We start from the raw sequence: 20,302 nt of genomic DNA, 5'->3' as shown, positions 1-20,302 counted from the left end.
TATGTCGCAGAAAACCGTGAAAGTCCAACTCGTGCGCAGCCTGATCGGTACGCGCGAAGACCACCGCGCCACGGTGCGCGGCCTGGGCCTGCGCCGCATGAACTCGGTGTCCGAATTGCAGGACACGCCCGCAGTGCGCGGCATGATCAACAAGGTGTCCTACCTGGTCAAGGTCATCGGCTAAGGCAAGACGGAGAAGAACATGCAACTGAATAACCTGAAGCCGGCAGCCGGCTCCAAGCACGCCAAGCGCCGCGTTGGTCGCGGCATTGGCTCGGGCCTGGGCAAGACGGCTGGTCGTGGTCACAAGGGGCAGAAGTCGCGTTCGGGTGGTTTCCACAAGGTCGGCTTTGAAGGCGGCCAGATGCCCCTGCATCGTCGTCTGCCCAAGCGTGGTTTCACCTCGCTGACCAAGGAATTCACCGCTGAAGTGCGTCTGGGCGACCTGGCAGGGCTGCCGATCGAAGAAGTCGATCTGCTGTCCCTCAAGCAAGCTGGGCTCGTTGGCGAGATGGTCAAGAGCGCCAAGGTGATCCTGTCGGGTGAGATCGACAAGAAGGTAACTCTGAAGGGTATCGGCGCGACGGCTGGGGCGAAAGCTGCAATCGAAGCAGCCGGTGGCTCGCTGGCCTAATAGCCTGCTGTTTCACACTGACGGAGCATCCGTTTGGCCACGGCGAAACCTAATGTGATGGCCCAGGCCAAGAACACGGCCAAGTACGGCGATCTTCGCCGTCGGCTGGTGTTCCTGGTGCTGGCATTGCTGGTGTACCGGATCGGCGCGCACATTCCTGTGCCGGGTATCGATCCGGATCAACTGGCGCAGCTTTTCCAACGGCAGTCGGGTGGCATCCTCGGGATGTTTAACCTGTTCTCCGGCGGCGCGCTGTCGCGTTTCACAGTGTTTGCGTTGGGGATCATGCCGTACATCTCGGCGTCGATCATCATGCAGCTGCTGACGATCGTGCTGCCGCAGCTGGAATCGTTGAAGAAGGAAGGCCAGGCCGGCCAGCGCAAGATTACGCAGTACACGCGCTACGGCACGGTCATCCTGGCGACGTTCCAGGCGCTAGGGATTGCAGTAGCCCTGGAAGCGCAGCCCGGTCTGGTGCTGGATCCGGGTCTGATGTTCCGGGCCACCGCGGTGATCACGCTGGTGACGGGCACGATGTTCCTGATGTGGCTGGGTGAGCAGATCACCGAGCGTGGTCTGGGCAACGGGATCTCGATCATCATTTTTGGCGGGATTGCTGCAGGCCTTCCCAACGCGATTGGCGGGCTGTTCGAGCTGGTGCGTACGGGTTCGATGGGAATTTTCTCGGCGATCCTGGTGGTGGCGATTATTGGTGCGGTGACGTTTGTGGTTGTGTTCATCGAACGCGGCCAGCGCAAGATCCTCGTCAATTACGCCAAGCGGCAGGTTGGTAACAAGATTTATGGCGGACAGTCGTCGCATCTGCCGCTGAAGTTGAATATGGCCGGGGTGATTCCGCCGATCTTTGCATCGTCGATCATTCTGTTCCCGGCCACGATCGCGGGCTGGTTTACAGCTGGCAACTCGACGAATCCGGTTGCACGGGTTGTCAAGGACTTGGCAGCAACGCTGTCGCCGGGTCAGCCGGTCTACATCCTGCTGTATGCGGCGGCGATCATCTTCTTCTGTTTCTTCTACACCGCACTGGTTTATAACAGCCGGGAAGTGGCAGATAACCTGAAGAAGAGTGGGGCGTTCATTCCGGGCATCCGTCCGGGCGAGCAAACCACGCGGTATATCGACAAGATTCTGGTGCGTCTGACCCTGGCGGGTGCGATCTACATCACGCTGGTGTGTCTGTTGCCGGAGTTCTTGGTGCTGCGCTGGAATGTGCCGTTCTACTTCGGTGGGACGTCCCTGTTGATCATCGTGGTTGTCACGATGGACTTCATGGCGCAAGTGCAGTCCTACGTGATGTCTCAGCAGTACGAGTCTTTGATGAAGAAGGCGAATTTCAAGGGAAACCTGACACTCCGCTAGGAGTGATCGCACGAACCTGAAAGGACATGGCTAAAGATGACGTGATCCAGATGCAAGGCGAGGTGCTGGAAAACCTCCCCAACGCAACGTTTCGCGTCAAGCTAGAGAACGGCCACGTAGTGTTAGGCCATATTTCCGGCAAGATGCGTATGCATTACATCCGCATCTTGCCCGGGGACAAGGTGACGGTCGAATTGACCCCGTATGATCTGTCCCGCGCGCGCATCGTATTCCGGGCGAAGTGAGCGGACTGGAATTGAAGGAAGAGGAAAATCATGAAAGTGCTGGCTTCTGTTAAGCGCATTTGCCGCAACTGCAAAATCATCAAGCGCAAGGGCGTGGTGCGTGTGATCTGCTCGTCGGACCCGCGTCATAAGCAGCGCCAAGGCTAATTTCGCAAAGAGGATTGACGAATGGCACGTATCGCAGGGGTCAACATCCCCAACCACAAACATACCGTGATTGGCCTGACGGCGATCTACGGTATTGGCCGCTCGCGCGCTCAGAAGATTTGCGAGGCTACTGGCATCCCGACCGACAAGAAGGTCAAGGACCTGACGGATCCGGACCAGGACGCGCTGCGTAAGGAAATCGAGAAGTTCCTCGTCGAAGGCGATCTGCGCCGTGAAACGACGATGAACATCAAGCGCCTGATGGATTTGGGCTGCTACCGTGGCGTGCGCCATCGCAAGGGCTTGCCGATGCGTGGTCAGCGTACCCGCACCAATGCCCGTACCCGTAAGGGTCCGCGTAAGGCCGGCGTCGCGCTCAAGAAGTAATCCGTCGGGTAAAGGATAGGAACTATGGCAAAAGCAGCGAATACCGCCGCCCAGCGCGCGCGCAAGAAGGTTCGCAAGAACGTCGCCGACGGCATCGCGCACGTTCACGCGTCGTTCAACAACACAATCATCACGATCACCGACCGTCAGGGCAATGCTCTGTCGTGGGCGACGTCGGGTGGCCAAGGCTTCAAGGGCTCGCGTAAGTCGACGCCGTTCGCGGCCCAGGTGGCCGCTGAGAGCGCTGGCCGCGTGGCGCAGGACCAAGGCATCAAGAACCTGGAAGTGCGCATCAAGGGCCCGGGCCCGGGTCGTGAATCGGCCGTACGCGCACTGAACAACCTGGGTATCAAGATCCAGTTGATCGAAGACGTGACGCCGGTGCCGCACAACGGCTGCCGTCCGCCGAAGCGTCGTCGTATCTAAGTGATTCGGCCGCCCTCGCCAGTTGCTGGCGGGGGCGGTCTGCGGGTGCTATACTTGCTCGCTTGCCTGTCTTCCGGGTTTTCCGGAAGGCGGGTTTCGTCTTTTCATAAGCCCACTGTTCGCTGCGGTCCTGTTGTTAGGGCTGAGCAGGCGGACCATCCGAGGCCGTGTGCCACGGATGACTGATAACGAAGGAACGCAACGTGGCACGCTATACCGGCCCCAAGGCGAAACTGTCTCGCCGCGAAGGTACTGACCTTTTCCTCAAGAGCGCACGCCGCTCGCTCGCCGACAAATGCAAGCTGGACAGCAAGCCTGGTCAGCACGGCCGCACTTCCGGCGCCCGAACGTCCGACTACGGCAACCAGCTGCGTGAAAAGCAGAAGGTCAAGCGCATCTACGGTGTGCTGGAGCGTCAATTCCGCCGCTACTTCGCTGAAGCCGATCGCCGTAAGGGCAACACGGGTGAAACCTTGCTGCAACTGCTGGAATCGCGCCTGGACAACGTCGTCTATCGTATGGGCTTCGGCTCGACCCGCGCGGAAGCGCGTCAGCTGGTGTCGCACAAGGCGATCCTGGTGAATGGTCAAGCGCTGAACGTGCCGTCGGCTCAGGTCAAGTCGGGCGACGTCATTGCCATCCGCGAAAAGTCGAAGAAGCAAGTGCGTATTGCCGAGTCGCTGACGCTGGCGGAGCAGTCCGGCTTCCCGATCTGGGTTGCCGTGGATGCCAAGAAGATGGAAGGCACCTTCAAGCAAGCCCCGGATCGCGCAGATATCGCCGGCGACATCAACGAAAGCCTGATCGTCGAACTGTATTCGCGTTAATGACGACGCCCGTACCGCAGGTGCGGGCTCGTGTGCCTTTTTGGGGACGCTCATCGTCGACGACATTGTGTTCGTGCGCCAGCAGCACTTCGGTGTCGATCCAATCCGAATTGTTACGTGCCGCAAATCGATTGCGGCACGTGCGTCTTCCGTCGCAACGTTCGCGATGGAACCTTTCCAGTCCAATCCGTCAGCCTTATCGGTGTAACGAGCCGAGGGTATTGAAATAGGACAACCTAATGCAAACAGCACTCCTGAAGCCCAAAATTATTGCGGTTGAGCCGCTTGGCGATCATCACGCGAAGGTCGTCATGGAACCGTTCGAGCGCGGCTACGGCCACACGCTCGGTAACGCGCTGCGCCGCGTGCTGCTGTCGTCGATGGTCGGCTATGCCCCGACCGAAGTCACGATCGCGGGGGTCGTCCACGAATATTCCACCATCGATGGTGTGCAGGAAGACGTTGTCAACCTGCTGCTGAACCTGAAGGGTGTGGTGTTCAAGCTGCACAACCGTGATGAAGTGACGGTGTCGCTGCGCAAGGAAGGCGAAGGTGTGGTCACCGCCGCTGATATCGAGCTTCCGCACGATGTCGAGATCATCAATCCGGGCCACGTGATCGCCAACCTGTCGGCTGGTGGCAAGCTGGATCTGCAGTTGAAGGTCGAGCAAGGCCGCGGCTATGTGCCGGGCAATGTGCGCAAGTTCGGCGATGAGTCGAGCAAGGTCATCGGCCGCATCGTGCTGGACGCCTCGTTCGCACCGGTGCGCCGTGTGTCGTACGCGGTTGAGTCTGCGCGTGTGGAGCAGCGTACCGATCTCGACAAGCTGGTGATGAACATCGAGACCAACGGCGTGATCTCGCCGGAAGAAGCGATCCGCCAGTCGGCTCGCATCCTGGTTGATCAGCTGTCGGTGTTCGCTGCCCTGGAGGGTACCGAAAGCGCCGCTGAGGCCGCCGCCGCCCGCGCGCCGCAGATCGATCCGATCCTGCTGCGCCCGGTCGACGACTTGGAACTGACGGTGCGTTCGGCCAACTGCCTGAAGGCCGAAAACATCTATTACATCGGCGACCTCATCCAGCGCACCGAGAACGAACTGCTCAAGACCCCGAACCTGGGGCGCAAGTCGCTCAACGAGATCAAGGAAGTCCTCGCATCGCGTGGCCTGACGCTCGGCATGAAGCTCGAGAACTGGCCGCCGGCAGGTCTCGAGAAGTAAGTTGCAATTGTCGGCCGGTGCGCGAGCATCGGCCGGTTTTCCCGCCATCGCCGTTTGGGTGGCTTATTGGTAAGACTACCGGCCCGCGCCACGCAGCGTTATACGAGCGGCGGCGATAGAAGAGCTGGTCAAACACTCTTAAGAAGGAATCATCATGCGTCACCGTCATGGTTTGCGGAAACTGAACCGCACTTCGTCGCACCGTCTCGCGATGCTGCGCAACATGTCCAACTCGCTGCTGCAGCACGAGCTGATCAAGACCACCGTGCCGAAGGCCAAGGAACTGCGCAAGGTTGTCGAGCCTCTGATCACGCTGGCCAAGAAGGACACCGTCGCCAACCGCCGTCTGGCATTCGCCCGTCTGCGCGACCGCGACATGGTTACCAAGCTGTTCAACGAACTGGGTCCGCGTTTCGCGACCCGTCCGGGCGGCTACACCCGCATCCTGAAGTTCGGCTTCCGCCAGGGCGACAATGCGCCGATGGCGCTGGTGGAGCTGCTCGACCGTCCGGAAGTTGCCGAGGCTGTGGAAGTCGACGGCGCTGCCGAGTAAGGTCAGCTCAGGTTTGCCGGTGCGACATGGCGTCGCGCTGGCCAAGCCCCAGAATGCGTGCAGCCGCGCGCATTACAATGAAGCCAGGATCGTATCCTGGCTTTTTTGTTGCTTGCTTCGGTGGTCTGCCATCGGCGTGCGCTTCTGGAGTATCTATGTCTGCAGGAACCGAAGTGCTGCTGGTGCTGACCAATCTACCCGACGCCGATAGCGCGGATCGCGTGACGACGGCCGTGCTGGAATCTCGCGCAGCGGCGTGCGTCAATCGCTTGCCGGCTTGCGCGTCGACGTATTGGTGGAACGGCGCGATCGAGCACGCCACCGAGATCCCGCTGCTGATCAAGACCACGGGTGCAGCCTACCCTGCGTTGGAAGTCGCGCTACGGAAGGCGCACCCGTACGAGGTTCCCGAGATCATCGCTGTGCCGGTGGCTGCGGGCTTGCCGGCGTATCTTGCGTGGGTGGCCGACGAAACGCGCATGTCTTCCAATTGATGTTTGTTTGGCGTTGATATGACCTTCTCTTCGTTCGTGTCCGTGCGGCGTGTGATGCAGTTGGCGATGCTGCTGGTCGCGGTGGCGACGCTGTGCATGCCTGCACATGCTGCTGACGATTTCCTGCCGCCCGAGCAGGCGTTCCGCTTCTCCGCCACGCAGGTCGACGGCCAGACCGTCGAAGTCAAGTTCGCGATTGCTGATGGCTACTACATGTACCGTGAGCGCTTCGCGGTGGCGGCGGATCCGGCAGCTGTCGAACTCGCACTCCTCGACATGCCGGCAGGCAAGGTCAAATTCGACGAGACGTTCAACAAGGATGTCGAAACCTATCGCCATGAAATCGCATTCCATGTGAAGGCGCGGAACGCGACGGCGCCATTCACGCTGATCGTCACGTCGCAGGGGTGCGCGGATCAAGGCCTGTGTTATCCGCCGATGAAGAGCCGGTTCCATGTGGAACCCGCAGCGGCTTCCCCGGCGGCGCCTTCCGCCGGCGGTGGCGACGCACTCGGCCGCATCGCCAGCACGCTGGGTAGCGGCAACCTTGGCGCGATTGCGGCGTTGTTCTTTGGGCTCGGTCTGTTGCTTACCTTCACGCCGTGTGTGCTCCCGATGCTGCCAATCCTGTCGGCGATCGTGGTCGGCGAGCACGCGACGCGTTCGCGCGCAGCGATCGTGTCGGTGGCCTACGTGCTCGGGATGGCCTTCGTCTATACCGCCGTAGGGGTGGCAGCCGGCTTAGCCGGGCAGGGCCTGCAAGCCGCGCTGCAGAACGCCTGGGTGCTGGGCGCGTTTGCCGTGTTGATGGTAGCGCTGTCGCTGTCGATGTTCGGGCTGTATGAACTGCAGTTGCCGGCAGCTTGGCGCGATCACCTGACAAAAGCCTCCAGCAAGCATGGCGGCGGCGAGATTGTTGGCGCGGTCGTGATGGGCGCACTTTCGGCGTTGATAGTGTCGCCGTGTGTGACGCCGGCGTTGGCGGGCGCGCTGGCCTATATCGCGCAGACCGGCAACGCCGCGATCGGCGGTATGGCGTTGTTTGCGATGTCGATCGGCATGGGGGTACCGCTCGTGCTCGTGGGTGTAGGCGCGGGCAACCTGCTGCCGCGCGCGGGCCATTGGTTGATCGTCACCAAGGCGGTGTTCGGTTTCATCCTGCTGGCTGTGGCGCTGTGGATCGTGCAGCCGGTGTTGCCGGCGTGGGCAGTGATGATTGCGTGGGGTGGCTTGCTGATCGGTGCGGCCGTGTTTCTGCGGACATTCGATTCGTTGCCCGACGGCGCCGGCAACGTGCAGCGCTTGGGCAAGGTCGCGGGTGTGGTGCTCGCGCTGGCTGGCGCAGCGCAACTGGTCGGAGTCGCCGCCGGCGGTCGCGATCCGCTACAGCCGCTGTCCGGACTGATTCGCGCATCGGCGGGCGCATCCCCGCAAGCTGAGGCACACGGGGTGACATTCAAGCGGGTGAAGAGCATCGCTGAACTCGATGCCGAAGTGCGCAACGCGAGCGCGTCGGGCCGTGCGGTGATGCTCGATTTCTACGCCGACTGGTGTGTGAGCTGCAAGGAAATGGAGCGCCTGACCTTTACCGATACGCGGGTGCGCAAGGCGCTTGCCGATGTGGTGCTGCTGCAGGCTGACGTGACTGCCAACAATGCGGATGACCAAGTACTGCTCAAGCGCTTCGGCTTGTTCGGCCCGCCCGGCACGATCTTCTTCGATGCGCAGGGTCGCGAACTGAAAGCTCGTGTGGTCGGCTATGAGCGCGCCGACACGTTTCTGGAAAGCCTGCGTCGCACGATCGGCACGACGCAGGCAGCCAAGCCGACGGCCTGACTACGCGCGCAGCAGGCGGGCGGCGTCCAATGCGAAGTACGTCAGGATGCCGTTCGCGCCGGCGCGCTTGAACGCCAGCAGCGACTCCAGCACGACCTTGTCGTGATCCAGCCAGCCGTTCTGCGCGGCGGCTTTCAGCATCGCGTATTCACCACTGACCTGATAGACGTAGGTCGGGAAGCGGAACTCATCCTTCACGCGTCGCACGATGTCGAGATACGGCATGCCGGGCTTGACCATCACCATGTCGGCGCCTTCGGCGATGTCGAGTGCCACTTCGCGCAGAGCCTCGTCCGAGTTGGCCGGGTCCATCTGGTAAGTCATCTTGTTGCTCTTGCCCAGGTTGGCGGCCGAGCCCACTGCATCACGGAACGGGCCGTAGAACGCCGAAGCGTACTTGGCCGCGTAAGCCATGATGCGGGTGTAGGTGTGGTCGTCGTTCTCCAGCGCCAAGCGGATCGCGCCGATGCGGCCATCCATCATGTCCGACGGCGCGACGATGTCCACGCCAGCCTCGGCCTGCACCAGTGCCTGGCGCATCAGGATGTCGACCGTCTCTTCGTTGAGCACGTAGCCGTTGGCGTCGAGCACGCCGTCCTGGCCATGACTCGTGTACGGATCGAGCGCCACATCGGTCAGGATGCCGAGTTCAGGGAAGCGCGCCTTGAGGGCCTTCACCGCACGCGGGATCAGGCCATCCGCATTGGTGGCCTCGATACCATCCGGCGTTTTGAGCGACGGCTCGATCACGGGGAAGAGCGCCAGCACCGGTACGCCCAGCTGCACGCACTGCTCGGCCACGCTCAGCAGCACGTCGACCGACACCCGCTCCACACCTGGCATCGACGGCACGGCCTGTCGCACGTTGGTGCCTTCGAGGATGAAGACCGGGTAGATCAGGTCGTCGGCGGTGAGGCGCGACTCGCGCATCATGCGGCGGGAGAAATCGTCGCGGCGCATGCGGCGCGGACGATGATCGGGGAAGCTTGCGATCATTTCAGCAGACCCTAAGAACACACTGTGAAGTTTGGAAACCTTTGACACGATTATCCATCTTATGCACGGACAATGCGCCAGCGACGCTGATGCGGCGTCCCCCGCGGCTCCTCCCTGACGCGGGTTCCCATCGATGGCTCGATGGGGTCGTTACCCCCGTTGCGCGTTTGGCGACGGGGTTTTTTTTGCCGGCTCGGCTCGCGGCTCCGCTTCCAGCGCCTCGGGCAGGCACAGCCAACCTGCGACAATTCGCTGCGCCTCTTCGATGCCGCGACGTTTCAGGCTGGAGAACAACTGCACCGTCAGCGATACATCGCCGTCGATCTGCGCGCGGTAGTCGGCCAGCACCTTGCGTGCCGCCATGAGCGCGCGCGAGGCGTCGTTGTTGGTCAGCTTGTCCGCCTTCGTGAGCAGCACGTGGATCGGCTTGCCCGTCGGCAGGAACCACTCGACCATCTGACAATCGAGGTCGGTGAATGGACGACGCGCATCCATCATGATGACCAGGCCGGCGAGTTGCTGGCGCGCCTTGACGTAGTCGCCCAGCAGATGGACCCAGTGCGACTTGGTCTCGCCAGGCGCTTCGGCATAGCCGTAACCGGGCAGGTCGACCAAGAAGCCGAGCGGGTCTTCCGCCTTGGCGGGCATCACCGAGAAATAGTTGATGTGCTGCGTCCGGCCGGGCGTCTTACTGGAGAAAGCCAGCCGCTTCTGATTGCACAGAATGTTGATCGCAGTGGACTTGCCTGCGTTGGAGCGGCCCGCAAACGCGACTTCCGGCACGGCGGTCGCCGGTAAATCACGCAGATGATTGACGGTGATGAAGAAACGGGCTTGATGCAGGAGCGACATGCGCGGCAGTACCTGTAAACTGCAGTTCAGAACTGCGTGGTTGCTGCGCCGCGAGGTCGCATTGCAGAGGTGTTATTGTACAATACGCCGGTTTACGGACGTCCCCACCAGATCCGTCGCAGGACCGCCCCGAGGCCCGGGCCAGTCCGTTTTCATGCGCTGGTCTGGCACGAGGAGAAGGGGATGCCCGGCGCCGCAGGGTCCCGCATTGGGCGGCGCACGCAGCATTCGAAAACAATCTAAACAAGGTGTGCGAATGAACCGCATCGCGAACGTTTTTGCTGTCGCAGCGCTGTCCCTGGCATCGGTCTTCTCCATGGCCCATGCCGAAGAGCAAAAAGTCGCCAAGGCCGACGCCGCGCGCGGCGAAACGATCTTCAACAACGGTATGCCGGCCAATGGCGTGCCCGCGTGTACCAGTTGTCACGGCGCAGGCGGCAACAGCGCCATGAACGTCAACCCGAAGCTGGCCGGCCAGCACGCCGAATACGTCGAAAAGCAGCTGAAGGATTTCAAGGCAAAGACTGATCGCAACAACCCGGTCATGTCGCTGTACGCCAGTGCGCTGTCGGATCAGGACATGAAGGACATCGGCGCCTACCTGGGCAAGCAGCCGGCTTGGAAGCCGGGTTCGGCCAAGAGCAAGGAAACGATCGAACTGGGCCAGAAGCTGTATCGTGGCGGGGACGCCAAGCGCGGTATCGCAGCGTGCGCGGGCTGTCACGGCCCGACGGGTGCTGGCATCCCGGCGCAGTATCCGCGTATCGCGGGTCAGTTCTCTGAATACACTGAAGCTCAACTGGTTGCCTTCCAGAGCGGCACCCGCAAGAACAGCGTACAGATGCACGACCTGGCCGGTCGCATGACGGCCCAGCAGATCAAGGCGGTGGCCGACTACATTGCCGGCCTGCGCTAATCTGCCGCACCCGACTGTCATGTGACGGTCGCACAATCAACAAGAAGAACAGGGTGGCAATGCGCCTGGCATCGCCACCCTGTTTTCGTTTTTGAACAGGTTTTTTCCCCGCATGTCTTCGGTCTCCACTTCCGGCGTCCAGATCCGCTCCCGTCGTCGCGCGTTGCGCGAAACGGTCGAGTTGCTGTCGTCGATGCGCTTTGCGATCAGCCTGCTGACGGTGATCGCCATTGCCAGCGTGATCGGCACGGTGCTCAAGCAGAACGATCCGTATCCGAACTACGTCAACCAATTCGGGCCGTTCTGGGCCGACGTATTCCGATCGCTGACGCTGCCGACCGTCTATAGCGCGTGGTGGTTTCTGCTGATCCTGGCGTTCCTGGTGGTGTCGACCTCGCTGTGCATCGTGCGCAATGCGCCCAAGATGCTGGCCGACATGCGCGCCTGGCGCGAGAACGTGCGCGAAGGCAGTCTGCGCGCGTTCCATCACCGGGACGAATTTGATTCCCGCGCCGATACCGCCACCGTGACGGCACGCCTGGCCGCGCTTGCGCAGAACCGAGGTTTTCGCATCAAGGCGTTCGCGCGCGAGGGTGGAGCGACGCTCATCGCGGCAAAGGCGGGAGCGGGCAACAAGATCGGCTACATCCTGGCGCACACGGCCATCGTCGTGATCTGCATCGGCGGCTTGCTGGATGGCGACATGATGATCCGCGCGCAGATGTGGTTTGGTGGCAAGTCGCCCATCAAGGGCAACGCGGTCATCAGCGACATCGGCCCGGAGCATCGGCTGTCGACATCGAACCCGGGGTTCCGCGGCAACGCCTTCGTGCCGGAAGGTTCGACGGTCAGCACGGCGATCCTGAACATTGCCGATGGCGCGCTGATCCAGGACCTGCCGTTCATGATCACGCTCAAGAAGTTCACCGTCGAGCATTACTCGACCGGCATGCCCAAGCTGTTCGCCAGCGACATCGTCGTGACTGACCGCCGCACCGGCAAGCAGACCGCTGCGCGCGTGGAGGTGAACAAGCCGTTCGTGTATGACGGCGTGGCGATCTACCAGTCGAGCTTTGAAGATGGCGGCTCGAAGCTCAAGCTGACCGGCTACCCGATGCACGATGACAACGCCAAGACGTTCGACATGTCGGGCGTCGTGGGCGAAAGCTCGAAGCTCATCGGCAAGGGCGGCGACTACACGGTCGAGTTCTCCGACTTCCGCCTGATGAATGTCGAAACGGTGACGGACGCCTCGGGCAAGCAGGACGCACGCGGTGTCGGCAAGAAGGGCGGTGCGGAAAATGGTCTGCGCGCGGAGCTTGGCAACGTCACCAAGATGACGCGCGACCGCGATCTGCGCAACGTCGGCCCCTCCGTGCAGTACAAGCTGCGCGACGCCAACGGCCAGGCACACGAGTTCAGCAACTACATGCTGCCCGTCACGCTGGACGGGCAATCGGTGTTCCTGGCCGGCATGCGCTCGCAGCCGGACGAGCCGTTTCGCTATCTGCGCATTCCCGCCGATGCGCAAGGCACCGTCGCCGACTGGATGCGCCTGCGCGCCGCGCTGCAGAATCCAGCGATGCGCGGCGAGGCAGCGCGCCGGTTTGCGCTGCTCTCCATGCCCGGCGAGCAGCGCGCGGAACTGCGCAACCAGTTGATGGAAAGCGCTCGTCGCGCGCTCGACCTCTTTGCCGGCGCTGCCGATGTCAAGGACGGTACCGCCGGTGCACAGGGCGGCTTTGCCGCAGTCGCCACGTTCTTGCAGAAATCGGTGCCTGAGGGTGAGCGTGAGAAGGCGGCCGATGTGCTGATGAAAATCATCAACAGCTCCATGTGGGAACTGTGGCAACTGGCCCGCGCACAGGATGGCCTGCCTGCACCCACGGTGGATGCGGCCAGCAGCCAGTGGTTGCAGAGCGCCATCAACGCGCTGTCGGACAACGTCTTCTACGGCGCACCCGTATATCTGCAGCTGACCGACTTCCAGCAGGTGCAGGCCAGCGTGTTCCAGCTCACACGTGCGCCGGGCAAAAACATCGTGTATCTTGGGTCGCTGCTGCTGGTGCTGGGCGTGTTTTCGATGTTCTACGTGCGAGAGCGCCGCTGGTGGCTGTGGATCCGACCGCAATCCGGTCCCGCCAACGAAAGCGCCTCCGGCGCACATGTGCTGACCGCCATGTCGACCATGCGCCGCACGCTCGACTTCGACCGCGAGTTCGAGCGCCTCAAGCACGATATCCGCGCCGCGGCAGGTGCCCAAGCCGCCCCCGATGCCGCCAGTGCAGCGAGCGTCGACCCCAAACCAACGAAGTGAGCAGGTGATGGAAGCGACCAATCCCCAAACGACCGTGGCGAGCGCTGATCTGGGTGCGCTGAAGCGTCCGTCGTATTTCCGCCGCCTGGGCTGGTTTGACTGGCTGTTTGCTGCAATGCTGGCCGCCGGCGCCGGTTACGCCTTCTCGCGCTACGGCGCCTACATGGACGGCTACGAGCGCGGCATTCTCGTTGCCGCCGTGCCCGCCTTCGCATGGCTTGGCTGGACTTGGAAGCCGGTGCGCGTACTGATGATCGGCATCGCCGTGTTGTCGCTGTTCGGTATCTCACAGTACGCCGGTGCCAACGGCCCGGATCTCGCCCGCGCTGAGCATGCCTTCTTCCTCAAGTATTTCCTTGCCAGCCAGTCGGCCATCCTCTGGATGAGCGCGCTGATCTTCCTGTCCACGCTGTTTTTCTGGACCGGGCTGGCGCTGCGCTGGGAAGCGGGCGGGGCCATCGGCAGCAAGCTGTGCTGGGCAGCGGTGGTGCTGGGCCTGACCGGCATGTTGGTGCGATGGTACGAGTCGTACCTGGTCGGCGCAGACATTGGTCACATCCCCATCTCGAATCTGTACGAGGTGTTCATCCTCTTTACGTTGATCACCTCGCTCTTCTATCTGTACTACGAGCAGCGTTACAAGACGCGCGCGCTGGGCCCCTTCGTGATGCTGGTGGTGTCGGCGGCGGTGGGCTTTCTGCTGTGGTACACGGTGTCGCGCGGCGCGCAGGAGATCCAGCCGCTGGTGCCGGCATTGCAGAGCTGGTGGATGAAGATCCACGTACCGGCCAATTTCATCGGCTACGGCACGTTCGCCCTGTCGGCCATGGTCGGTGCGGCTTATCTGCTGAAGGAGCGGGGCGTGCTGGCCGATCGCCTCCCGTCGCTCGAAGTGCTGGACGACGTGATGTACAAGGCCATCACCGTCGGCTTTGCATTCTTCACCATCGCCACGATTCTCGGGGCGCTGTGGGCGGCTGACGCATGGGGCGGCTACTGGAGCTGGGATCCGAAGGAAACCTGGGCGCTGATCGTTTGGCTGAACTACGCCGCGTGGCTGCACATGCGCCTGATGAAGGGGCTGCGTGGCCGCATGGCGGCCTGGTGGGCCCTGATTGGCCTCTTGGTGACGACGTTCGCCTTCCTTGGCGTGAACATGTTCCTCTCGGGCCTGCACAGTTACGGCGAGCTGTAAGCCGTCAGTCACAAAAAACTCAGCGGACTGGAATAAAGACGCGCCTAGCGTGTTTACTGCTCAGTGAGGGCGCGATCGGCGCGCCTCTCCATCCAAGGAGAACAAGATGAGCCAGTCCGCAGCTTCCCAGAAATGGTTCAATCCGCGCACCGCGCTGGCCAGCGCCGCGCTGCTCGCCGCATTCGGTGTGGCCGGCTGCAGCGGCATGGGCATGGGAGCCTCGTCCACGCCGTCGGCCGTCAAGGTGACCAACGGCACGCTGACGGATCAACACGGCATGGCGCTCTACATGTTTGACCGTGACGCCACGGCCGGCAAGAGCGCCTGCAACGGCAAGTGCGCCGAGAACTGGCCGCCGCTGGCCGCCAATGACGCCGACAAGCCGTCTGGCGACTACACGATCATCACGCGCGACGATGGCAAGAAGCAGTGGGCCTATCGTGGCAAGCCGCTCTACCTCTGGACCAAGGACAAGATGCCGGGCGACCAGACTGGCGACGGCTTCATGAACGTTTGGCACGTCGCCAAGCCGTAAGCACGCCGCCCTCGCTCGCGCCCCTATGTCCGATCTGGCCAGCCGGCTGATTGCGCTCACGCCACGCCTGCGCCGGCACGCGCGCGGGCTCGTGCGTGACGCCAGCCGCGCCGACGACCTCGTCCAGGACACGCTGGAACGTGCCTGGCGTTATCGCTGGCGCTTCCAGTTGCGACCCAGGCTGGGCCCGCTCGGCCAGATCGGCGCGAAAAGCGAGGGCGACGGATTGTTTGCCTGGCTGCTCACCATCATGCATCGGCTCCACCTCAACGCCGTGCGCAGGCCCGACCGAATCGAGCTGAGCGATGCGCCCCCCGAGATTCCCGTCGATGACGACCCCGGTTTGCGCCGCGATCTGCTGCGCGCGCTGGCGACGCTGCCAGAAGATCAGCGCGCGGTATTGCTACTCGTCGGCCTGGAGCAGTTCGCCTACAAGGAAGCCGCCGATGTGCTGGGCGTGCCGATCGGCACGGTGATGTCGCGGCTGTCGCGGGCGCGTGAGCGGATGCGCGCGGCGCTCGACGGGGCGCCAGCCGCATCGGCTGCATTTGCGGCATCCGGCGATGGCGGCAGCGCAACGCTGCACCGCGTGAAGTGAGGCTCGCCATGTCCTCCAATTCCATTCATATCGACGAACTCCATGCGTATGCCGACGGCCGCTTGCCCGCGGCGCGCCGTGCTGCCGTGGAGGCCTATCTTGCCGCGCACCCCGGCGCCGCGGCTGAAGTTGCGGCTTGGCGCGAGACGGATGCGCAATTGCACCGCGCGCTCGATCCGCTGCTGAACGAACCGGTGCCGCAGCGTCGCATTCCAGCAGCGATCCTTGCGGTAGCACGTCGCCCCACGGCCAGCGGCTTTGGCGCCATGCGCGGATGGAGCGTGGTGGCGCTGAGTGTGGCGTGCCTAGCCGTAGGGTCCGGGGCCGGCTGGCTGAGTCGAGGTGCCGTTGAGCGCACCATGCCCATGCAACGGTTCGCCAACGATGCACTCGTATCGCACGTCGTCTTTTCTCCGGAGTCGAAACACATCGTGGAAGTGCCGGCCGACGAGGAGGCGCATCTGGTCACATGGTTGTCGCGTCGGCTCGACGCACAGCTGCACGTGCCTGATCTGACATCGCTGGGCTACCGGCTCATCGGCGGGCGCCAGACGGTGGTGGCAGATGCGCCGACGGCCATGCTGATGTACGAGGGCCCCGGGGGCACGCGTATCTCCGTACAGTTGCGGCGCATGCCAAACAACCGCGATACCGGCTTCCGGCTGGAGACGCTCGCGCCCGACAACCGTGTGCTGCAAGCGATTCATCCGGCGGTCGATCATCCGCCGCCGATGGCGTTCTACTGGGCGGATCACGGCCTCGGGTTTGCGGTCGCCGGCCCGCTGGGGCGGACGCAGTTGCTGGAAGTGGCGCAAGCCGTCTATCGGCAGTACAGCGAATTCACCGGGCCAGCGCCCCGCAAGGAATAGCGCCACATCATTTTTTGCCGCGCGCTGTCAGGTCGACAGCGCGAGCACGACCAACGCACATGGGACAGCGTTCCCGCACAACGAGGACCACGAATCATGCTGATCAAGACCGACCGCTGGCTGCATGGCGATGACATTCCTGCCAGCGAGATCACACCGCAGCACATCTTCGAGCAGCGCCGCCGCATCTTGGCCGCTGCCGCCATGGGCGCCGCCGGCGCAACGCTGGCACCATGGGCGGCGCGCGAGGCCTTCGCTGCCAACCCGCCGCTGGCCAAATTGGCAGGCAAGCCCAATCCGGCGTACACAACCGTGGAGAAGGCTACCCCGTACGACCAAGTCACCACGTACAACAACTTCTACGAATTCGGCACCGACAAGGCCGACCCGGCGCGCTATGCCGGCACGCTGCGCCCGCACCCGTGGCAAGTCAGCGTGGAAGGTTTGGTGAAAACGCCCAAAACCTACGACCTGGACGACCTGATGAAGCTCGCGCCGATGGAAGAGCGCGTCTATCGCCTGCGTTGTGTCGAGGGCTGGTCGATGGTGATTCCGTGGGTGGGCTTCCCGTTGGCCGAGTTGATCAAGCGGGTGGAGCCCCAGGGCGGCGCCAAGTACATCCAGTTCATCTCGCTGGCCGACAAGCGCCAGATGCCCGGCATCAGCAGCCCCGTGCTGGAGTGGCCGTACAGCGAAGGCCTGCGTCTGGACGAGGCGATGCACCCGTTGGCGCTGCTCACCTTCGGCCTCTACGGCCAGGTGCTGCCAAACCAGAACGGTGCGCCCGTGCGGGTGATCGTGCCGTGGAAGTACGGCTTCAAGAGCGCAAAGTCCATCGTCAAGATCCGCTTTGTCGAGAAGCAGCCGCCGACGAGCTGGAACATAGCCGCGGCCAATGAATACGGCTTCTATTCCAACGTGAACCCGACCGTGGACCATCCGCGCTGGAGCCAGGCCACCGAACGCCGCATCGGCGAGGACAAAGGCGGTTTCGGCGGCCTGTTCGCGCCCAAGCGCAAGACGCTGATGTTCAACGGTTACGACCAGGTGGCCCCGCTGTATGCCGGCATGGACCTGCGCAAAAATTTCTGAGGCCGACATGACACTGCTGCCGCCGATGTTGCCGCCCAAGCCATTGCGTGTGGTGAAGGCGATCGTATGGATCGTGGCGCTGGTGCCCTTCCTGCGCATCGTCTTCCTGGGCGCGACAGACCAGTTCGGGGCCAATCCTCTGGAGTTCGTCACGCGCTCGACCGGTACGTGGACGCTGGTGCTGCTCTGCTGCACGCTAGCCATCACGCCGCTGCGCCGCATCACGGGCATGAACTGGTTGATCCGGCTTCGCCGCATGCTCGGGCTGTACACGTTCTTCTACGGCGCGATCCACTTCCTGATCTGGTTACTGGTGGACCGCGGGCTCGATCCGGCGTCGATGCTCAAGGACATCGTCAAGCGGCCCTTCATCACCGTTGGCTTTGCGGCGTTCGTGCTGATGATTCCGCTGGCCGCCACGTCGACCAACGCGATGGTGCGCCGCCTGGGTGGCAAGCGCTGGCAGTGGCTGCACCGGCTTGTCTACGTGACGGGCGTGCTGGGCATCCTGCATTACTGGTGGCACAAGGCCGGCAAGCATGACTTTGCCGAGGTGTCGATCTACGCCGCAGTGATGGCGGTGCTGCTGGGCCTGCGGGTGTGGTGGGCATGGCGCTCGCAGCGCAGTGCGATGACCGGGGCCGTGATGCCAGCCCGCGATTGATGCCGATCGCGCCCAAAAAAAGCCGACGTTGGCGCGTCGGCTTTTTCTTTGCGGTACGGACTTACGCCGGGAACAGATGCTCGCCGCGGATCAGGTCTTCGAAGCACTCGCGCTCGCGTGCCAAGTGGACTTTGTCGCCATCGACGATGACCTCGGCGGCGCGATTGCGCGTGTTGTAGTTCGAACTCATCGTGAAACCGTACGCGCCGGCCGACAGGATCGCCAGCACATCGCCTGGCTGCACGGCCAGCGAACGGTCGCGGCCCAGCCAGTCGCCGGATTCGCACACCGGGCCCACCACGTCGTAGACGACCGGCGCGCTTTGCCCCTCGCGCACCGGCACGATGTGGTGATACGCCTCGTACATCGCCGGGCGGGCCAGGTCATTCATGGCCGCATCGACGATGCAGAAGTTCTTGCTGGCGCCAGGCTTGAGGTACTCGACGCGCGTGAGCAGCAGGCCGGCGTTGCCCACCAGCGACCGGCCCGGCTCGAACAGCACGGTGCGATCGCCAAAACCGCGCTGCTCGACGCGGTCCAGCAGCGTGCGCGCGAAGGCGGTGATGTCCGGCGGCGTCTCGTCCGTGTACGTGATACCCAGACCACCGCCCACATCGATGTGCGACAGGTGAATGCCCTCGGCGTCCAGCTGCGTCACTACATCGAGCACCTTGTCCAGCGCATCCAGATACGGCGACACCTCGGTGATCTGCGAGCCGATATGGCAGTCGATGCCGACCACGCGCAGGTTCGGCATCGCGGCGGCCGCGCGGTAGGTCGGCAGCACTTCGTCAAACGCCACGCCAAACTTGTTGCCCTTCAGACCCGTCGAGATGTAGGGGTGCGTCTTAGCATCGACGTCCGGGTTGATGCGCAGCGACACGGGCGCGACCTTGCCCATCGAGGCCGCCACATCGTTCAGGCGGTGCAGTTCGGGAATCGACTCCACGTTGAAGCACGCCACGCCGACTTGCAGTGCGAAGCGCATTTCGTCCGCGCTTTTGCCAACGCCCGAGAACACCACCTTCGAGGCCGGCGCACCGGCGCGCAGCACGCGCTTGAGTTCGCCGGCGGACACGATGTCAAAGCCCGCGCCAAGCTGTGCGAACACCTGCAGCACGGCCAGGTTCGAGTTGGCTTTCATGGCGTACTGCACATGCGCGTTGCGGCCCTCGCAGGCGGCGGCATAGGCGCGATAGTTGGCCGTGAGCGCGGCGCGCGAGTACACGTAGGTGGGCGTGCCGAACTGCGCAGCAATCGCGTCGAGCGCGACGCCTTCGATCATCAGCGCGCCTTCCTGGCGGATCAGGGACTCGGACATGAGTGGGAACATTCTGGGCGTCGCACCGGATAAGGACGGCGCCGGTTGAGCGAAAAAGGACGGGATCAGCGGTTCGCGGGTACCGCGCTGGCCGCATCTGCGGCTGCGGGTTTGGCGCCCGGAACCGGGGGCTGCGGCACGGCGTTCGGGCCGGCGATGCCGGGGTCGGTGGTTTGCGGCGCGGTTGGCGCCGGCGGCACCTTGGGCATGTACAGCGGCCCGCGAATCCCGCAGCCGGATAGGCCTGCGACCGTCAGGGTCAGGCCGACAGTGGCTACAATGGCGGCGGTTCGTATCATCGGATGATGGTGCAGAAAGGATGCCCCAGGGTGTGACCCTTGCGGCGATCGGAGTCATATGGGACGAGGCGCCTGCTGGTCAGGACGGCCCGGAAACGGCCGCCACGCAACGTCCGCGCAAGATTTTGGAGTGTAGCATGCCCCCCCTGAGCGAATCGGAGTTCCTGGCGCTGGCCGAGGCGGAACTCAGCCGCATCGAAAGCATCGTTGAAACGGCGGCCGACGAGGCCGATGCCGACATCGAGGTCAACCGCACCGGTAACGTGCTGACCCTCGAATTCGACGATGGCTCCAAGATCATCATCAACAGCCAGGCGCCGATGCAGGAACTGTGGGTGGCAGCGCGTGCCGGCGGTTTCCATTTCCGCCGGGGCGACGACGGCCGCTGGGTCGACACGCGCAGCAAGGAAGAGTTGTATGTGGCGCTCTCGCGCTATGTCAGCCAGCAAAGCGATGTCGATGTGACATTGGCGGCCGACTGAGCCCAACGTTCTCGCCG

The 20,302-nt window shown here is 63.1% G+C and carries 25 protein-coding genes; 21 read left to right on the top strand and 4 right to left on the bottom strand.

Annotated features, from left to right (window positions below; translation table 11 throughout):
* Position 1: 1 nt before the first annotated feature.
* The 12 genes from rpmD (at position 2) to dsbD (ending at position 8,149) form a co-directional block, all read left to right on the top strand.
* Entirely contained in the window at positions 2-184 is a 183-nt protein-coding gene (gene rpmD / locus CFE42_RS17925; RefSeq protein ID WP_003264137.1) for a 50S ribosomal protein L30, read from the top strand.
* Between the two features lie 18 nt (positions 185-202).
* Entirely contained in the window at positions 203-634 is a 432-nt protein-coding gene (gene rplO / locus CFE42_RS17920) for a 50S ribosomal protein L15 (RefSeq protein WP_004634495.1), read from the top strand.
* Between the two features lie 57 nt (positions 635-691).
* On the top strand, positions 692-2,014 hold the full coding sequence (gene secY / locus CFE42_RS17915; protein ID WP_012436582.1) for a preprotein translocase subunit SecY: 1,323 nt from the start codon (positions 692-694) through the stop codon (positions 2,012-2,014).
* A gap of 26 nt (positions 2,015-2,040) precedes the next feature.
* Positions 2,041-2,259 carry a translation initiation factor IF-1 gene (gene infA, locus CFE42_RS17910; RefSeq protein WP_003264140.1) on the top strand — a complete coding sequence of 73 codons (219 nt, stop codon included), beginning with the start codon at positions 2,041-2,043 and terminating at the stop codon, positions 2,257-2,259.
* 30 nt (positions 2,260-2,289) lie between these two features.
* Positions 2,290-2,406 carry a 50S ribosomal protein L36 gene (rpmJ, locus tag CFE42_RS17905; protein WP_003264141.1) on the top strand — a complete coding sequence of 39 codons (117 nt, stop codon included), beginning with the start codon at positions 2,290-2,292 and terminating at the stop codon, positions 2,404-2,406.
* Between the two features lie 21 nt (positions 2,407-2,427).
* Positions 2,428-2,793, top strand: coding sequence for a 30S ribosomal protein S13 (gene rpsM / locus CFE42_RS17900; protein WP_004634501.1), 366 nt, complete (start codon positions 2,428-2,430; stop codon positions 2,791-2,793).
* 24 nt (positions 2,794-2,817) lie between these two features.
* Positions 2,818-3,219 carry a 30S ribosomal protein S11 gene (rpsK, locus tag CFE42_RS17895; protein ID WP_003264143.1) on the top strand — a complete coding sequence of 134 codons (402 nt, stop codon included), beginning with the start codon at positions 2,818-2,820 and terminating at the stop codon, positions 3,217-3,219.
* Between the two features lie 203 nt (positions 3,220-3,422).
* Entirely contained in the window at positions 3,423-4,046 is a 624-nt protein-coding gene (rpsD, locus tag CFE42_RS17890) for a 30S ribosomal protein S4 (RefSeq protein ID WP_004634505.1), read from the top strand.
* A gap of 239 nt (positions 4,047-4,285) precedes the next feature.
* Positions 4,286-5,266, top strand: coding sequence for a DNA-directed RNA polymerase subunit alpha (rpoA, locus tag CFE42_RS17885; protein WP_004634508.1), 981 nt, complete (start codon positions 4,286-4,288; stop codon positions 5,264-5,266).
* Between the two features lie 154 nt (positions 5,267-5,420).
* Entirely contained in the window at positions 5,421-5,819 is a 399-nt protein-coding gene (gene rplQ, locus CFE42_RS17880; RefSeq protein ID WP_004634511.1) for a 50S ribosomal protein L17, read from the top strand.
* A gap of 155 nt (positions 5,820-5,974) precedes the next feature.
* On the top strand, positions 5,975-6,313 hold the full coding sequence (gene cutA, locus CFE42_RS17875; protein ID WP_004634513.1) for a divalent-cation tolerance protein CutA: 339 nt from the start codon (positions 5,975-5,977) through the stop codon (positions 6,311-6,313).
* Between the two features lie 18 nt (positions 6,314-6,331).
* The gene (gene dsbD / locus CFE42_RS17870; protein ID WP_004634516.1) at positions 6,332-8,149 is read left to right on the top strand and encodes a protein-disulfide reductase DsbD; all 1,818 of its coding nucleotides are present in this window, start codon (positions 6,332-6,334) and stop codon (positions 8,147-8,149) included.
* Here dsbD and hemB read toward each other — a convergent pair whose 3' ends face one another.
* The gene (gene hemB / locus CFE42_RS17865) at positions 8,150-9,145 is read right to left on the bottom strand and encodes a porphobilinogen synthase (RefSeq protein WP_004634517.1); all 996 of its coding nucleotides are present in this window, start codon (positions 9,143-9,145) and stop codon (positions 8,150-8,152) included. It abuts the gene before it with no gap.
* A gap of 150 nt (positions 9,146-9,295) precedes the next feature.
* Positions 9,296-9,997 carry a ribosome biogenesis GTP-binding protein YihA/YsxC gene (yihA, locus tag CFE42_RS17860; protein WP_004634519.1) on the bottom strand — a complete coding sequence of 234 codons (702 nt, stop codon included), beginning with the start codon at positions 9,995-9,997 and terminating at the stop codon, positions 9,296-9,298.
* 256 nt (positions 9,998-10,253) lie between these two features.
* On the opposite strand from yihA, the gene CFE42_RS17855 reads away from it, so the two are divergent.
* From CFE42_RS17855 to msrQ, 8 genes are all read left to right on the top strand, one after another.
* Positions 10,254-10,913 (top strand): c-type cytochrome, encoded by a 660-nt coding sequence (locus tag CFE42_RS17855; protein ID WP_004634521.1) that lies wholly within the window; start codon positions 10,254-10,256, stop codon positions 10,911-10,913.
* Positions 10,914-11,025: 112 nt separating this feature from the next.
* On the top strand, positions 11,026-13,230 hold the full coding sequence (locus CFE42_RS17850) for a cytochrome c biogenesis protein ResB (protein WP_004634523.1): 2,205 nt from the start codon (positions 11,026-11,028) through the stop codon (positions 13,228-13,230).
* A gap of 7 nt (positions 13,231-13,237) precedes the next feature.
* Positions 13,238-14,425, top strand: coding sequence for a c-type cytochrome biogenesis protein CcsB (ccsB, locus tag CFE42_RS17845; RefSeq protein ID WP_004634525.1), 1,188 nt, complete (start codon positions 13,238-13,240; stop codon positions 14,423-14,425).
* A gap of 106 nt (positions 14,426-14,531) precedes the next feature.
* Entirely contained in the window at positions 14,532-14,960 is a 429-nt protein-coding gene (locus CFE42_RS17840; protein ID WP_004634529.1) for a hypothetical protein, read from the top strand.
* Positions 14,961-14,985: 25 nt separating this feature from the next.
* On the top strand, positions 14,986-15,558 hold the full coding sequence (locus CFE42_RS17835; RefSeq protein ID WP_004634531.1) for an RNA polymerase sigma factor: 573 nt from the start codon (positions 14,986-14,988) through the stop codon (positions 15,556-15,558).
* A gap of 8 nt (positions 15,559-15,566) precedes the next feature.
* Positions 15,567-16,427 carry an anti-sigma factor gene (locus tag CFE42_RS17830; RefSeq protein WP_004634532.1) on the top strand — a complete coding sequence of 287 codons (861 nt, stop codon included), beginning with the start codon at positions 15,567-15,569 and terminating at the stop codon, positions 16,425-16,427.
* A gap of 96 nt (positions 16,428-16,523) precedes the next feature.
* The gene (msrP, locus tag CFE42_RS17825; protein WP_004634534.1) at positions 16,524-17,519 is read left to right on the top strand and encodes a protein-methionine-sulfoxide reductase catalytic subunit MsrP; all 996 of its coding nucleotides are present in this window, start codon (positions 16,524-16,526) and stop codon (positions 17,517-17,519) included.
* A 7-nt stretch (positions 17,520-17,526) separates the two neighbouring features.
* A complete protein-coding gene (gene msrQ / locus CFE42_RS17820; protein WP_004634538.1) occupies positions 17,527-18,183 on the top strand; it encodes a protein-methionine-sulfoxide reductase heme-binding subunit MsrQ in 657 nt (218 codons plus the stop codon).
* A gap of 61 nt (positions 18,184-18,244) precedes the next feature.
* Here msrQ and lysA read toward each other — a convergent pair whose 3' ends face one another.
* On the bottom strand, positions 18,245-19,504 hold the full coding sequence (lysA, locus tag CFE42_RS17815; RefSeq protein WP_037044765.1) for a diaminopimelate decarboxylase: 1,260 nt from the start codon (positions 19,502-19,504) through the stop codon (positions 18,245-18,247).
* A 65-nt stretch (positions 19,505-19,569) separates the two neighbouring features.
* A complete protein-coding gene (locus CFE42_RS17810) occupies positions 19,570-19,803 on the bottom strand; it encodes a lipoprotein (protein WP_004634541.1) in 234 nt (77 codons plus the stop codon).
* Positions 19,804-19,940: 137 nt separating this feature from the next.
* Here CFE42_RS17810 and cyaY point away from each other — a divergent pair, with 137 nt between their 5' ends.
* Complete coding sequence (cyaY, locus tag CFE42_RS17805) at positions 19,941-20,285, top strand: iron donor protein CyaY (protein ID WP_004634543.1); 345 nt, start codon at positions 19,941-19,943, stop codon at positions 20,283-20,285.
* Positions 20,286-20,302: the final 17 nt, after the last annotated feature.

The sequence above is a fragment of the Ralstonia sp. PBBBR1 genome, assembly GCF_002256165.1.
Classification (GTDB): domain Bacteria; phylum Pseudomonadota; class Gammaproteobacteria; order Burkholderiales; family Burkholderiaceae; genus Ralstonia; species Ralstonia thomasii.
The sequence above is the reverse complement of the archived record's forward strand: the minus strand, read 5'-3'. Positions and strand labels throughout refer to the sequence as shown.